The organism is Paenibacillus sp. FSL P2-0121 (assembly GCF_037975345.1).
Lineage (GTDB): Bacteria > Bacillota > Bacilli > Paenibacillales > Paenibacillaceae > Paenibacillus_AQ > Paenibacillus_AQ odorifer.
On the sequence record NZ_CP150245.1, the window covers coordinates 1,383,591 to 1,399,906 of the forward strand.

Genomic DNA, 16,316 nt, shown 5'->3' on the forward strand with positions numbered 1-16,316 from the left:
CAAATACACCTTTTTCTGGATAAAATCGCACATCGTTTTGTAAGCGTTCCCAAACTAATATGAAAAGGAAGTCCATATTAATTAGAGGGGGCACATGTATGAAACGAATCAGGTCCGCAATGGCGGGTCTGCTCGCGCTGCTGCTGATTTTTTCAAGCTTGCCTGTAATGGGAACCGGTAGTGGTTCCGTGGGAGCAGAAGGGGTTGGAGGAACAGGCGCTGAGCAAATTCCATCAGGTACGGTACTCATCAAGAATAAGTGGAAAAACAACTTTTTATATGAGACATCCGCAGGAATCGTGCGTTATGGCATGACCAATCCAGCCGATGCTTCAGCGCATTGGACGGTTGAGACGGTGAACGGGCTGTCACGAATCAAGAATGTGAAGACAGGCCATTACATTACAATGGCTGGTAACAACGGCAAAGAGGATTCACTTAAGGCGGCAGAACACCAAGGTTCAGGAAGTGTTGCGGATCAGTGGCTAATCGATACTTCCAATCGCAATGGATACATGATCATCCGAAGTGCGACTGTGCCAGAGGGGAAGTTGGTTATCCACGAGGAGAATCAGCTTGGTTATGCGCAAGTAAGCTCGGATATTAATGTTACGTTTGAGAGTCCGCAGTGGGCTTTTATAGATCTAAATGCAGCACCTGTACGGCTAGAGAGTCGTCTCCGCCCCGGTCAGGTAATGTATGAAAGTGAAGGGAATGTTCTTTACGGTAAACAGCCTGTCAGCAATGAAGCGGCCCAGTGGTATCTTGAATCAGGGACGGATGACGGAACAGTAATGATTCGCAACCGTGCGACAGGTCATTATATTAAGCAAAATGAAGTGACCTGGGCTGGGGTTTTTTCGCAGGAAGTCGATATGGATCACGTGAAGCTAAGTGAATGGGTCCAAGAGCATGCACCAGGCCCTGATGGGACGGGCTTCATTACCCTTCGTAACAGTGGTTTAACTGAAGAGGGGAGTCCATTATGGCTAAATCCACAATTCAGCGATGACAATAATGTGCGATCTAACAGCTGGCCGGGTTCAGCCTCTAATCCAAGCGCGCAGTGGAGAATCGTGCCTATTTCCGAATTACAGCCTGTACGACTGGCAACTTATACGGATGCACAAGTGGCTACAGATTTCTTATATGAATCCGCAAACGGCGAGCTTAAGCATGGAATTATTGCGCCAGATGCCGCTAACACCTCTGACTATCTATGGTATATAGAAGATTATGACGGTAATAAGCGTATCCGTAATGCGGCAACCGATCATTATGTTTCTTATAGTGAAGGTACTGCCAAGGCCTTGCAGATTAGCGGAAGTCAGCCGTCGGATCAATGGATTTTTAATGATTCCGATGATTATGATGATTACCAGACGCTTCAGAATCTCGAAAGCACAGGCATTTATTTGTCTACATTGGGTGGAGAACATGCGGGTGCGATTGGGGATGCGACTTCTTTGAGCGCTCAGTGGCAGCTTTTAGATCCTAACACACCAACTGACGGCACCGTGCCCTATTACCGAATTCAGAATGGCTGGAAGTCATTTTATTGGTATGAGAGTGTTGATGGTCTTTTAAAATATGGAAATATGCAGAAGGACGGCTCCGATCAGTGGCTCGTGGAGAAATATAACGGCCGCAAGCTGTTCAAAAACAAGAAAACAGGCCATTACATGAACACGATGAATATGCCAAATGGCCACCTTCAGGTCACAGAGCTTCCAGACAGAAATCATGTGGAACGAGAATACATCTGGACAGGCGAAAATGTTGGGAACAACACCTACGTAATCAGTAGCGTTCTCGACAAGGAACCTAATAAAATCCCAGAGAAGTATATTTCACTTCAAAACCTCACTAAATATGCTGAGTACGGAGTGATCAATCCAGGTTGGGGCAGTCCGCAGTGGAGATTTGTTCCGGTCACCGAGAAAAAACAAGATTTGTTCCGTTTTCAGCTAGATGCTGTAAATGGAGAGGATCAATATCTTAAGGACGGTCCTTTGCTGACTTCTTCAGCCGCACTAGAGGAATTGCCAGAATCCAAGACGGTTACTGAAGCTGTCTATGCTGACCAGGACTCTGCACACTCTAACCAAAATCTTGCACCTCTAGCAGCTGCCAACGAGGATGTAACAGTAGGCCAGGCTACTTATGGTCCACTTGATTTGAATGACGATTCCTTTGTCTGGCAGTTGCAAGAAATAGCGGGCAGCAATGGATCGGTGAAGATAAAAAATAAAGGCACTGGACGTTATCTCTCCCTTGAGCATATAGGTGGGGCTGTAGATGAGATTGATCCTAAAGTTAGCGTTCAAACTTTGCAAACAGTGTACGATGTATGGGCCAGCATTAAGTGGAAGGTTGATATGCAACCGTCCGGTGTGACTACCATTATGAGCTCATGGGCTGGTCACTATATCTATGGTGCGCCGGATGATAACGGCAACCCAATTCTCCGAATCAGTAAAGCTGCAGATACAGCGGAAAAAAGCAGTGCACATTTTACTGCTGAAGCGGTTGAAGCGATTGCTCCGCCACTGCCTGATTACCCTGTAAGATTCAAGAATGCAAGCAGCGGAGAGTATTTATACGAAAATGAGCGTGGGGTTGTTCTGTATGGGCAGCCGTCAGCAGACAATGGATTTTCGCACTGGAATGTAACTGTACAGGAGGGTAAACAGACGATCACCAACCGGGCAACAGGTCATTTTTTAACGCTGAATGGTGATTATTCATATTTGGAGAGCAGTAGTACAGAACCTGCTGTAGACGGAGCCTCTGCCTGGGAAGTAAGCTTGGCTTCCGATTATACACATTACACCATTCGTAGTCTCTTTGGAGAATACGACGATGAATTAATAAACATTGCCAATAAGACAGGATATGCTGAACGTGCGCTTTTGCTAGAAAGTGAGGGTACGGCACTATGGACACTTGAGGCGGCTCCACAGGAGTTTACTACTCCATCTGGAGAACTGCGCAATAACAATACAACAACTCCAGTTCAAAATGATACCAACATCATAACCATTGTACCGAAAGGCATGGCTGGTAAAGTATTGGCCGAAAAAGAGGGGGCTGTCCTATATGCAGATGCTTCCGATATGGCGGCTCAATCCCAGTGGCTGGTCCAGGAGATAAACGGACGCAAACGGATTATGAATGTTCAGACACAACATTATCTTTCGCTCAATGAATCGGGCCAAGTGGTCTTGTTAGCTGCTGGAGATACAGAAAGATCCCAATGGAAGCTGGAAGAGAAGTTAGGTTATGCTCTTCTGCTAAGTGCGAACGGAACAGGTCTTCTTTCTCACAGCACATCGGCTGTTCAGCTTGGTTCTGCTGCAAATGGAACTGATAGTGAGCTCTGGAGCTTCTTACCTATCCCTGCTGATGCAATTTATGCAGGAGGAGAAGCATTCAAAGGGAAACGTGTTATACGGTTTGCAGTCAACGCCCAGCAGGCTGGGGAATACGATGCTGTTATTCGATACAAAAATACCGCTGCTGCCGCAACGGATCTGGCACTAGAGGTGAATGGATTAAACGAAGGGGGCAAGGTTAGTCTTGGCAAGTCTGCCTCTTGGAAGACTGTAGCGGTAAAATTGCAGCTTCGTGCAGGCATCAACACGGTTTCTCTAAGCAGTGACAACGTGGATTGGAGTAAAGTAACCCTTGATAGCCTGACCGTAAAAAACAGCGTTAACAAAACATACCGTGGAGCAACGGTTCCATATATCAGCTATGAAGCTGAGGATGCGGCAACAAACGGAACGCTGATTGGCTCGTCGCGGAAATATCTCAGCATGGCTTCCGAGGCTTCTGGACGACAAGCGGTGGCCTTGAAGAATACGGGAGATTATCTAGAGTTCAAGCTTGCAGAATCAGCTAACTCCATCGTTCTTCGATATTCTATTCCTGATAGTCCAGATGGGGCTGGTGCGGAAGAAACCTTGACTCTATATGTGGATGGAATTAAGAAGCAGCTTAAGCTGACATCCAAATATGCTTGGGAATATGGCAGCTACCCATGGTCAAATGACCCTCGCCAAGGCAGTGGACACCGCTTCTTTGACGAAATCCATGCTCTGATTGGTGATGCTCCTGCCGGAGCAACTATTCGCTTAGAGAAGGGAACAGGAGACAACGCAGCTTCTTACGTCATTGACCTGGTGGATATGGAGCAGGTTGCCCCTGAGTTGGCTCGCCCGGACGGATTTATTTCCGTAACGGATTTTGGAGCGGCAGCGAATGATGAGGGAGATGATACCGCAGCCTTCAAGGCAGCCCTTGCCGAAGCGAATGCGACAGGTAAAGGTGTGTGGTTCCCGGCGGGTACCTTTAATGTCGGTGAGGGTCTGCTGGATCTGGATACCGCTGAAATACGTGGTGCCGGCATGTGGTATACGGTTCTGAATGGAGCTAAGTTTTATGGTCACGGCGGTAAGGTTGGTGTTTACGATCTGATGATTGAAGGCGGCATTAACGAACGGGATGATGAAGCGATCACCAACGCTTTCCATGGTGCTTTTGGCCAAGGTTCGATTATACAGAACGTTTGGATAGAACATACCAAAGCAGGCTTGTGGTTAACTCAGCCGATGGGTGAAAAGGCGCGTACGAATGGTCTGTACATGGCAGGTCTGCGGATCCGCAATCTTATGGCAGACGGGATTAACTTTGCCGTAGGGACTGGCAACAGCATGATGGAACAAAGTGACATCCGCTATCCAGGGGATGATGGAATCGCAATGTGGTCGTTTACAGACGGCAAGTTGACGGATGTGAATGGTACGGAACGTACACCGAGCTATAACAACACGGCACGTTTTAATACGGTATCCTTGCCTTGGTTAGCGGATAACATTGTAGTCTTTGGGGGGAAAGATAACAAAGTCCAGGACAACGTGGTAAAAGACACTGTGACTAATGGAGCCGGGATTGCAGTGTCCACCCGTTTCACCGCCGAGCCATTCCAAGGAACAACGATTGTGGAGCGAAATACCTTGCTTAGAACTGGCAGCTACGATTCCGGTTACGGCGTGAATCTGGGTGCGTTATGGCTTTATGCTGGTGAGAGTGATCTGAAAGGAAAAGTACTCATTCGCAACAATACAGCACTGGACAGCACTTATTCGGGGCTGATTGCTCAAGGTGATCTAGAGGGAGATACTCTCACTTCCATTGATGGAGTAGTGATGACGAATAATGTATTAGATGGCGCAGGTACAAGCGGTATAGAAGTTACGAAAAATCTGAAAGGGAGTCTGTTGGTCGACAACATGATTATTCGTGGCGAACGGATGAACCTACTGACCAATGCCTCTCCTGACTTAAGCATTAAAGAACAAAATCAAGGAATAGCCTCAGCCATTAAACCGTTCTCTATCAAACTAGCAGATGGACAGAGCGGGCCTGTGGTATTAGAGCAGGGTAAGTCAGCTAAGCTTAAGGTACTAGATAAAGAAGGCAGAGATCTTACCGCACAAGCTACTCTAAATATTATGAGCAATGAGATTGCTACATTTACCAACGACAGTCTTAATGGAATTAAAGCGGGTATCACAGACTTCACGGTAACTGTGGGCAACGATAAGAGGGGATATACAATTGAGGTGCTATCACCTGGCGGGACAGATCCTGTAGACCCGATCAATCCTGTGGATCCAACAAGTACTCCTAGTCCGACGAGTACTCCAGAACCAACAAGTACTCCTGGTCCAACAGACCCTACAGGGTCAGTGAACCCTGTTCAACCCGGCACACCGACGGCTACACCAGCACCTACGCCAGCAGCTAATCATGATGCGCAGCTAAAAGCTAAGGCGACTGCAGGGCAGGCTGTTATCGAGATTTCAGCTAACGGTGACGGCACAGCCCGGTTTAGTGCAGATGCTTTACGTAAGGCGGCGGCACTTAGCCCCAAAGCTGTGCTTGTTATTGAAAGTGGAGGGATGAGCTACCGCTTCCCGTTAGAGCTTGTGGAGAGTGTGCTCAAAGCCGCACAAATGCCGGCAGGCACACTGGAGTTCAATGTAAATTCGCTAAGCGGAAAAGGATTGGAACAACTGCTTGCCAAAGCTAAGCAGCAAGGCTTTACTGTGCAAGGAACACCGGCTAATTTCACTCTAAAGGTAACGGATGGAAAAACCTCTGTAGCAGCAAGCGGGTTCGGTACCACTTATGTAGATCGTACATTTATGCTTAAGGAGGCGCTGGATGCGAAGACAGGTGTAGTCCTTATTTACGATGAACAGACGGGTTCCTTCCGTTATGTACCTGCATTGTATGAGCTCGTTAATGGGATGACCAAGGTTACGGTTAAGAGCAGTATTGCGAGCGGTGTATTTGTCGCTGCGCTGCACCCTGTGACTTTTGGAGATATTTCCACACATTGGGCGAGAAATGAGATTGAGAGACTTGCCAGCCGACTGATCTTGACCGGACAATCCACAGATACCTTTGCACCTCAGAAATCTGTCAGTCGTGCCGAGTTCGCAGCTATGCTGATTCGATCGTTAGGTCTTGTAGCTGCGAACACGACGAAGACCTTCAGTGATGTGTCCGATTTATCTTGGTATGCAGCGGACGCCAGAGCTGCTGCAGCCTTAGGACTGGTTCAAGGCTATGAGGATGGAACCTTCCGTCCGAACGCCCCTATTACACGGGAGCAAATGGCTGTTATGGCAGCCAGAGCAATGAAGCTGCTGAATCTAGAAGCTGAAGGATCTAGAGCAATCGTTGCTACAGATGTTTTCAGAGACGCTTCAACTATTTCCTCATGGGCTAAAGAAGCAGTGTCTGACCTGGTTGCAAAAGGTATTATGAAAGGTCAACCATCAGGCAGCTTTGCACCTAGCAGTGATACTAGCCGTGCAGAAGCCGCCGTAATTCTTGTACGGTTGCTTAGAGCAGCTGAATTATTGAATTAACTACCGCGGTAGAAGCTACAATATGGCATAAGTAAAAGGACAGCAGAGCAGCGATCCTCCGGTTATTGGAGGATCGCTGCTCTGCGTTTTTGACGATGGCTGGCCTGCTATAAAAGCTTATGAGCAAGCGAAAGCTCATTGACTTTGAGTAACCCAATCACTTGCATAAACACCAACAGCAACACCAACAGCAACACCAACACCAACACCAACATCGACACCTGCACCAACACCAACATCGCCGAGCTATCATTGGCTGAGGCTTACGGACCCCAATGACGCTATTGGCAAGTTTTTAGCCTTTTGGGCAGGGTTTCGGACTCAAGTGACGCTATTCGTTCGAAAGAGGCTCATATTTGGTGTTTTTCGTGCCAATAGAGGCAATGGGGTCCGATAGTATGCCAAATATGCGATTATGCTGAGTATAAGGTCAACTGGGTCCGATAGTAGCTTCATATCCGATTCCGATACAGCCTTATTTTAGCTTTCCCATCGATAGATTGACTCTGTAATTTCCGAACTTCAGCAGTTCGTCGAGAAAGCTATTCAACTCCTCTTGGCTTCCGGTACGAACACGTATCCAGTAGCAGCCTTCTCCGCTGACCCTATGTATTTCTTTTACACTATCATGCTGCTTTGCGAATGTCTGAAAGGCTGGGTGAACCGTATTCGAACCCAAAAAAACAGTAATAAAGGCATGAATAGTCTCCCCAACCTTATCAGGATTCCAGCGGACCGTGTAGCCTTCAATCACTCCGGTGTCCTGCATTTTGCGAATACGTGCGCCCACAGCCTGACCGGTCATATGCACTTGCTGCCCAATATCTTTGTGACTGATCGTGGAATCTTCAATTAGAAGCTGCAGGATGCGAAAATCCACATCATCTATAAAATAAGAACTCATTATTATCTAAAATCCTTTCTGCGTGAAAGTAGAACGGGCCAATCTTTTTCCAATCTCAATGTATTCTGTTTCAAGGTCCAACTATAATTAATTGTAGCAGAAGATATCTGAAAGAAAGAAGGGCTTCCGATGAAAATACAGCATATTCGCAACGCGACCCTATGGCTAGAGTATGGTGGCAGTACATTTTTAATTGATCCTATGTTGAGTGAACAGGGTGCTAATCCACCTATTTTTAATACTGACAATGATCGCCGCAATCCGCTCGTTCCTTTGCCGGGAGCCGTAGAACAATGGCTGAGTCCTAATGCAATTCTTGTCACACATCTTCATCAGGATCATTGGGATGCTGCTGCCATTTCTTTGTTGCCGCATGATCTACCACTATTATGTCAGGAAGGAGATGGAGATAAATTAGCGAAGCAGGGGTTTGAGCATACCACGGAAATTAGCGGTTCTCTGACGTTTAATGGAATAACTATAACACGTACTGATGGACGGCATGGCACTGGAGTGACTGGTAAACTTATGGGTAAGGTATCCGGGTTTGTGTTTCAGGCGGAAGGCGAACCTGTTCTATATGTGGCTGGGGATACGATTTGGTGTGATAAGGTGAAAATGGCATTGGATGCTTTTAAACCTGAGGTGACCGTTGTGAATGCTGGTGGTGCGCAGTTTTTAAGCGGATGCCATATTACAATGAATGAGCAGGATGTCGTAGACCTATGTGAATATGCTCCTTCTACTAAAGTGATTGCTGTGCACATGGACGCCATTAACCATTGTTTGGTTACCCGAGATAAGCTAAAAGCTCATTTAGAGAAGGAATCGTTGGGGGATCGGGTACAGCTTCCGCAGGATGGAGAATGGTGTAATCTATAGACGGAGAGGGATGGAAATCTCTTTAAAAAATCTAGCAAGCGGCCGAATAATAGCATAAATTTGAAAACGATCACAAAAATTATTTTGCCCGCTTGACTAGACCTTGAAATCATGATAAATTAATTCATGTTCACTTGTAATGTTCCCTGATAGCTCAGTTGGTAGAGCACTCGACTGTTAATCGAGTTGTCACAGGTTCGAGTCCTGTTCGGGGAGCCATTTTCATGGAGAGATACCCAAGTGGCTATAAGGGGACCCTCTGCTAAGGGGTTAGACTGCGTAAGCGGTGCGTGGGTTCGAATCCCACTCTCTCCGTTCTGAATTACATAAGAAGAGCTTCCATTCTGGGAGCTCTTTTTTTGTTGTGTAAATTTATTTTTCGGTTGCTATATGCGATTCTGAGAACGGTGAATTCAATATTTTGGAAGGGGAATGGAGTGGAGGGATCGAATGTTTATTTGATAAGTGTGAAGAGTTTAAAGGAGGGAGCATGAAAACAATAAATCAAATACAAACAAAACCGTCAAGCCGATATGATAGTTTTGATCCGGATCAAGAGGGAAATAAAAATACTATTTTTGCCGACGTAATAATTGATGGTAGATCTCTTTACCAAATGTTAAAAAAATATGATAGGGTTCCTTCCCTCGGGTGGGGTAGTGAAGAGCATCAAAGGAAAATGATTAATTATTTTTTGTTAAACGAAATGCATGAATATTTGTACTACAGGTACCCAATATTAGTCTGTCCCTGGTGTGGCGATGAAGAATGTGGCTTTATATCCGTGTTTATTGAGAGAGAAGAGGATCTTATTATATGGAGAGATTTCAAACTAGAATCCGGTAATAAGACTATTGATATAGGCCCTTTTTGCTTTAAATGGGATGAATACGAAAAAGTTATTAAAGAGACATTTGGAACTGCGGGGATTCAATAAAGTAAACCTGAAAACCCAGGGAAGAGATGTGCTCAAATAATTTATATGGGAAAGATCTATGAGTGAATCCAATAACTACATGATCAAAGGAGTGGAATCAAAATGGAACTGTTTAAGCAGATCCCCTTGTACAGATTTTTGGCATTATGCAATGAAAGTAGTATGGAAAAAAACATATTAGACTGCGGGGCGGGAGGGGATTCACCTCCACTAAGTTTGTTTGCAAACTATGGATACAGTACATACGGTATTGAGATGAATGACGAACAAATTAAAAGAGCTAGTCAGTTCGCAACTGAAAGAGGACAGAATCTAAATATACAACAAGGCGACATGAGACAGTTGGCACTAAGTGATGAGTCGATGAGTTTTGTGTATTCATATAACTCTATTTTTCATATGAGAAAACAAGATGTGAAAAAAGCGATAAATGAAATGAAACGCGTTCTAAAACCTAATGGATTATTATTTGTAAATTTTTTAACTCTAAAGGATTTTAGAGTCGGCGATGGAGTTGATTTGGGGGATAATCAGTTTGAACAAATAGAAGACGATGAATTCGTAATACACTCTTATTATGATTATCATGAGGCGGATTCTATGTTTGATGATTTGCAGTTAATATACAAAGAAGATCGAGTACTGGAAAGAAAGTTTGAAGGCGAATGGATACGACAAGGATTTATCGATTACATATATAGAAAATAGCTGGATGCTGAAGAACATATTAGTAGCTCCGAAAAAGCTAGATAGCTGCGAACAATACGTTCACGCCGTGGACCACGAGGTGTTGGTTCGATAAAGGTAAAGGTTTGAAGAAGAGTTAGCTAGGTGGACAACCCCGCGAGTCTAATGCTAGCGACTGTTTCCTAGGTAATAAGTCGGAAATAAATAAGGTTATTTTTATATGTTTCGATGAAGCGAACTATGAACTATATAGGAATGAATTAAAGAGATTTTGTTAGAATTTTGATGTTTACCAGAAAAGGAGATGTGCCAATGAATAACAGATCAGATTTGCTAAATCAGTTTAAGGAATGGAATGGATTTGTTCTAGAAATTATTGATTTAGATTGGAAAACACCCATCGCTGAAGGAAAATGGACCATTCATGATGTTGTTAGTCATATTTTGTTATGGGATAAATACTTCTATGAATCGACGATCGAACCGATAGCATACGATAAAGCGATAACACTTCAACTTATTGATTTCGATCAATTCAATAATGATGCTGTTACATATGGTAAAACAAAAACCAAAGACGAATTAATAGAATTGACTGTGAAGTATCGTAACTTAATATTAGATTGTATAAGTAGTCTTGAGGAGGGAAAATACTCAGGCAAATATGTGGACGGAAGGTTTTCCTTTGAGTCCTATTTAAAGGATTTTATATCGCATGACCTACATCATATGATGCAGATTAAAGAATTAAACAAGAAAATGATGAGTAATTGACTCGTGACGGAAGTGCAAAGAATGGAGCTGACCACCCTAATTAGCTTTCTCTCACTCGATTATTGTGTGGGATAGAGCTTTTTTTTTGCGCAAAAATAGAGAAACAACTTGACCAGTAACTCATAATAAACTCGAAAAACACATATCCAAAGAGACAAATGTTATATTATTTATCATTAAATGCAATCTGTAGGTAAAATTAAAGACTCCCCCTCTGAAAATCAAACTTTAAAAATCTCCATAATTCTCCTGTTTTCTTCTCTTTACCCACTTTTTATTTCTATACATCCCAAATCATTAACTCAATGCGTTATGTAATATAACATTAAATATTGAATATTATAGTAAAAACCACAAATTTTACTGACGCATGTATAGTACTGTGTTAATATAAGTGACATAAAACGATGAAAATGAATTTAAGCTAAAGAAAGGTGTTTTTAAAAATAAATATGGGGATTGGGGGACGGCGATGGAGTATTTCATTCAACAGTTAATTAACGGGATTTCTGTAGGGAGCATCTATGCTCTGATCGCACTTGGGTACACCATGGTTTACGGGATTATTAAATTGATCAATTTCGCCCATGGGGATGTGTTTATGGTTGGGTCGTTTATTGGATTGTTCAGTGCCAGGTACTTGGCTTCAGCAGGGCTTCCTCCGATACTGGTCTTACTTATCTCATTGGTGATTTCTATGACAATCAGTGCGTTGCTGGGGATGTCAATCGAACGGCTAGCATACAAACCTCTACGAAAAGCTTCGCGAATCGCTGTGTTGATTACTGCAATTGGCGTTTCTTTTTTGCTGGAATACAGCGGTGTGTTTGTGCTTGGTCCTCAGGCTAAAGGATTTCCGGAGATTCTTAATAAGCAGCAATACAACTTGTTTGGTTCCTCGATTCAGGTGGACTCCAATCAAATCATGATCTTGGGGACGACGGTTATTTTGATGATCATCCTTCAGTATATTGTGCACCGAACAAAGATTGGTAAAGCGATGCGGGCCGTTTCTTTTGATATGGAAGCAGCACGGTTGATGGGGATTAATGTAGATCGGACCATTTCAGCCACCTTCGCGATAGGATCTGCACTTGCGGCAGCAGCAGGCGTTATTTTCGGAATGACTTATAATTCAGTGGATCCGATGATGGGGGTGCTTCCGGGGCTTAAAGCTTTTGTGGCTGCGGTTCTAGGTGGCATTGGCAGTATTCCTGGTGCTCTGGTAGGGGGACTTCTGCTGGGCACAGTCGAGACAGAGGTTTCTTCTCTGGGATACTCTTCTTGGCGTGATGGTGTGGCATTTGCTGTACTCATCCTAATCCTTATCTTTAAACCATCCGGGCTATTTGGTAAAAATGTCCGCGAGAAAGTGTAGGGAGATGCCTATGAAGAAGATAAACAAGTCATTTTGGATAGGCATTGTCTTTTCTATCATGCTATATATCGTCATTCAAGTTCTTCTAACAACGGGAATATTTGATGATGTCATGGAGTCTACGCTAATTCTAATTTGTATAAATGTCATGCTGGCGGTGTCTTTGAATCTGATTAATGGGATAACGGGGCAATTCTCAATCGGGCATGCTGGATTTATGTCTATTGGTGCTTATGTTTCTTCCATTTTAACTTTGAACTTTGAGATGCCATTCGTGCTGGCGCTAGTGATCTCTGGACTGGTTGCTGCATTTTTCGGTGTACTTATCGGGATTCCGACCTTGCGGCTGAATGGAGACTATCTGGCGATTGCTACGCTGGGATTTGGTGAGATTATCCGGATTGTCCTGCTCAATACAGAATATGTGGGCGGAGCTTCAGGCCTAAGCGGCATCCCTAATCAAACGACTTGGTCGATTATGTTTCTGTTCACATTGGTCACGATTGTTGTGATCAATAACTTTATACGTTCCACTCACGGCCGGGCTTGTATAGCGATTCGGGAGAATGAAATTGCTGCTGAAGCGATGGGGATTAATACAACCTTGTACAAAGTCATTGCTTTTTCACTTGGAGCATTATTTGCGGGAATAGCTGGTGGTCTCTCTGCTCATAAGTTCTACGTCATCAATCCTGGCAGCTTTAATTTTCTGAAATCATTCGAAATTCTAGTCATGGTAGTGTTAGGTGGGCTAGGAAGTACAAGCGGGGCCATCGTGGGTGCGATTGTACTGACGGTGCTCTTCACGGTGCTTCAGGAATATCCGGAGCTGCGGATGATTATTTACTCGGCGATTCTAATTCTGATGATGATTTTTCGGCCTAAAGGGCTGCTTGGCAGCACGGGTTTTTCTTTCTTGAAATGGTCTAAAAAGGAGGTCAAGCCAAGTGACAGCATCAACAGTGGAAGTGCTTCTTGATGTTCAACACGCAAGTCGTGCATTTGGCGGGCTTAAGGCGCTTAACGAGGTATCTCTCCATATTAATAAAGGCGAGTTGATTGGGCTCATCGGACCTAATGGCGCGGGAAAAACAACCCTTTTTAACTTGCTGACAGGTGTATACCCGCCTTCCAGTGGCGATATTATCCTCAGCCATCAGGCAGTAGGCGGGATGAAGCCTTATCGGATTAACCGAAAAGGGGCAGCGCGGACATTTCAGAATATCCGTCTATTTACTTCTATGACGGTGCTGGATAACGTTAAGATCGCATTTCACCAGCATGCCAGACATTCGATGTTCACTTCCATGCTCCGTCTGCCTAAGCATTTTGTAGAAGAAAACGAAATTACGCAAAAGGCTATGGATATTCTCAAAATATTTAATCTTGCCGATCAATGTGATGAATGTGCCGGGAATCTTAGCTATGGAAATCAAAGGCGTTTGGAAATTGCGCGCGCGCTTGCAGCAGGACCTAAGCTTTTGCTATTGGATGAACCAGCCGCAGGGATGAACCCGAATGAAACTCGGGAACTAATGAATCTTATTGCCTGGATCCGTGAAGAGTTTGAGCTGACGATCCTGCTTATCGAGCACGATATGTCCCTGGTTATGGGGGTGTGTGACCGGATTTATGTGCTGGATCGCGGAATGTTGATTGCTGAAGGTACGCCCGTTGAAATACGGAATCATCCCAAAGTCATAGAAGCCTATTTGGGACAGGAGGCGTAGTGGACCATGCTTAGCGTACAGGGGATCAATGTATATTATGGGGCTATTCATGCCTTGAAGGATTTAAGTATGAATGTAAAAAAAGGCGAGATTGTAACTCTAATCGGCGCAAATGGAGCAGGCAAGTCCACGTTGCTTAAGACGCTTTCGGGACTGCTGAAACCCAAAACAGGCAGTATAGATTTCATGGATAAATCTATTACGAATCAGAGTGTTCAGTCCATCGTAAAACAGGGGCTCATTCATTGTCCGGAGGGCAGGCGTGTATTTGCTAATATGTCTGTGGAAGAAAATCTGGAGCTAGGAGCTTTTTTACAAGATTCGGGCAGCTTAGCTGCTGATTTTGCCAAGGTTTACTCCACCTTCCCGCGTCTTTTAGAAAGAAAAAAACAGCTTGCCGGCACATTATCCGGCGGGGAGCAGCAGATGCTTGCTATGGGGCGCGCGATGATGGGGCATCCCAAGCTTTTATTATTAGATGAACCCTCGATGGGGCTTGCTCCATTGCTCGTTCAGGATATTTTTCGGATCATCCAGGAAGTAAATGCCTCTGGAACAACAGTACTTCTTGTAGAACAAAATGCCCATCAGGCGCTTAAAATTGCTCATCGGGCTTACGTTCTTGAGACGGGCAGAGTGGTGCTTGAGGGAGATGCCAAGGAATTGGCAGATTCGGAAGAGATCAGAATGGCTTATCTGGGACATTAATTCATCGGTTAGTTCACAACAGTATCACAGAAAGAACCTATAAATTATTTATTTTGGGAGGCTGGAAGAGGATGAAGAAAATCGGGGCCATATTGCTGACTGCGTTACTGGCTGGTGGATTGCTGGCAGGCTGTGGGAACAAGACAGACAACACTACTGCTGAAGGTGGGAATGCTGGTGGAGGGACCATCAAGATTGGAGCAGACCTTGAGCTTACAGGCGGCCAGGCTTCCTTCGGTGATTCTGCACTCAAAGGGGCAAAGCTGGCGGTAAAAGAAATTAATGACGCAGGTGGAATACTCGGCAAAAAACTTGAGCTGATTGAAGCGGATAATGCTTCCAAGTCGGAAGAGGCGACACGCGCAGCGCAAAAGCTAATTACTACCAATAAAGTTGTAGCTATTATAGGTGCAACTACATCTACGAATACACTCGGGATTGTTCCCGTTGCTCAAGAAAAAGGCATCCCGCTGGTTAGCTCCTCAGCCACCAATCCCAAAGTAACAGTTGATGAACGTACTGGAGATTTGAACGAATGGGTATTCCGGGCCTCCTTTATTGATCCTTTCCAAGGTGAAGTAATGGCTAACTTTGCTAAGGATACACTTAAAGCGAAGACGGCTGTTATTTATACGGATGCTTCAAGCGATTATTCCAAAGGGCTGCAGACCTTCTTTAAAGCAACGTTTACTAAGAACGGTGGCTCTATCTTAAGCGAAGAATCCTATCAACAAAAAGATTCTGATTTTAAAGCTGTATTAACACGTATTAAAGAAGCTAATCCCGATGTTATTTATCTTCCAGGCTATTATGAGGAGGTCGGCAAAATCGTAAAGCAAGCTCGCGAAATGGGGATCACCGTTCCGTTTATGGGCGGGGATGGCTGGGATTCACCTCAGCTGGCTGAGATTGCCGGAGCGGATGCCCTAAACAATACGTTTATGTCCAATCACTATTCACCTGAAGATAGCTCGCCAGAAGTAAAATCGTTCGTAGATGCCTTCAAGGCTGCTAACGGTGATCTTGTTCCAGATGGGATGGCTGCGCTTGGATATGATGCTGTGAAACTAGTGGCAGACGCGATTACACGTGCGGATTCCACAGAACCTGAGAAGCTGAAGGATGCACTGGCGGGGACAAAGGATTTACAACTGGCCACGGGTAAAATCACAATGAATGAAACGCATGACCCGGTAAAAGCAGCTGTGGTGCTAAAGTTTGTAGATGGGGTACAAACCTTTGAGGCAAAAGTAAATCCATAAGCGTTGTGATTAGAGGCGCGTTCCTTTATTGGTGCGCGTTTCTTTTTGTTTTAACTTTTTTTAAAAAAAGACTTGTCAAAATTCTTATGGTTTGATATACTCATTTTTGT

The 16,316-nt window shown here is 44.5% G+C and carries 11 protein-coding genes and 2 tRNA genes; 12 read left to right on the forward strand and 1 reads right to left on the reverse strand.

Annotated features, from left to right (window positions below; genetic code table 11):
* Positions 1 to 98: 98 nt before the first annotated feature.
* Complete coding sequence (locus MKY54_RS06090) at positions 99 to 6,944, forward strand: S-layer homology domain-containing protein (protein ID WP_339189924.1); 6,846 nt, start codon at positions 99 to 101, stop codon at positions 6,942 to 6,944.
* Between the two features lie 475 nt (positions 6,945 to 7,419).
* Here MKY54_RS06090 and MKY54_RS06095 read toward each other — a convergent pair whose 3' ends face one another.
* Positions 7,420 to 7,848 (reverse strand): Lrp/AsnC family transcriptional regulator, encoded by a 429-nt coding sequence (locus MKY54_RS06095; protein ID WP_076277914.1) that lies wholly within the window; start codon positions 7,846 to 7,848, stop codon positions 7,420 to 7,422.
* A gap of 129 nt (positions 7,849 to 7,977) precedes the next feature.
* Here MKY54_RS06095 and MKY54_RS06100 point away from each other — a divergent pair, with 129 nt between their 5' ends.
* The 11 genes from MKY54_RS06100 (at position 7,978) to MKY54_RS06150 (ending at position 16,206) form a co-directional block, all read left to right on the forward strand.
* A complete protein-coding gene (locus tag MKY54_RS06100) occupies positions 7,978 to 8,730 on the forward strand; it encodes an MBL fold metallo-hydrolase (RefSeq protein ID WP_076277915.1) in 753 nt (250 codons plus the stop codon).
* A gap of 143 nt (positions 8,731 to 8,873) precedes the next feature.
* Positions 8,874 to 8,949: transfer RNA gene (locus MKY54_RS06105), tRNA-Asn, on the forward strand.
* Between the two features lie 7 nt (positions 8,950 to 8,956).
* Positions 8,957 to 9,045: transfer RNA gene (locus MKY54_RS06110), tRNA-Ser, on the forward strand.
* 175 nt (positions 9,046 to 9,220) lie between these two features.
* The gene (locus tag MKY54_RS06115; RefSeq protein ID WP_076185853.1) at positions 9,221 to 9,667 is read left to right on the forward strand and encodes an oxidoreductase; all 447 of its coding nucleotides are present in this window, start codon (positions 9,221 to 9,223) and stop codon (positions 9,665 to 9,667) included.
* 102 nt (positions 9,668 to 9,769) lie between these two features.
* On the forward strand, positions 9,770 to 10,375 hold the full coding sequence (locus MKY54_RS06120; protein WP_076309317.1) for a class I SAM-dependent methyltransferase: 606 nt from the start codon (positions 9,770 to 9,772) through the stop codon (positions 10,373 to 10,375).
* A gap of 291 nt (positions 10,376 to 10,666) precedes the next feature.
* Positions 10,667 to 11,128: a DinB family protein gene (locus MKY54_RS06125; protein ID WP_076280575.1), complete on the forward strand. Its 462-nt coding sequence runs from the start codon at positions 10,667 to 10,669 to the stop codon at positions 11,126 to 11,128.
* Between the two features lie 472 nt (positions 11,129 to 11,600).
* Positions 11,601 to 12,506, forward strand: a complete 906-nt coding sequence (locus tag MKY54_RS06130) for a branched-chain amino acid ABC transporter permease (protein ID WP_038569087.1) — start codon at positions 11,601 to 11,603, stop codon at positions 12,504 to 12,506.
* A 10-nt stretch (positions 12,507 to 12,516) separates the two neighbouring features.
* Complete coding sequence (locus MKY54_RS06135) at positions 12,517 to 13,485, forward strand: branched-chain amino acid ABC transporter permease (RefSeq protein ID WP_339189925.1); 969 nt, start codon at positions 12,517 to 12,519, stop codon at positions 13,483 to 13,485.
* Positions 13,454 to 14,236 carry an ABC transporter ATP-binding protein gene (locus MKY54_RS06140; RefSeq protein WP_076309316.1) on the forward strand — a complete coding sequence of 261 codons (783 nt, stop codon included), beginning with the start codon at positions 13,454 to 13,456 and terminating at the stop codon, positions 14,234 to 14,236. The genes MKY54_RS06135 and MKY54_RS06140 overlap by 32 nt, the downstream gene beginning before the upstream one ends.
* 6 nt (positions 14,237 to 14,242) lie before the next feature.
* The gene (locus MKY54_RS06145) at positions 14,243 to 14,944 is read left to right on the forward strand and encodes an ABC transporter ATP-binding protein (RefSeq protein ID WP_076304490.1); all 702 of its coding nucleotides are present in this window, start codon (positions 14,243 to 14,245) and stop codon (positions 14,942 to 14,944) included.
* Between the two features lie 71 nt (positions 14,945 to 15,015).
* Positions 15,016 to 16,206: an ABC transporter substrate-binding protein gene (locus MKY54_RS06150; protein ID WP_076099058.1), complete on the forward strand. Its 1,191-nt coding sequence runs from the start codon at positions 15,016 to 15,018 to the stop codon at positions 16,204 to 16,206.
* Positions 16,207 to 16,316: the final 110 nt, after the last annotated feature.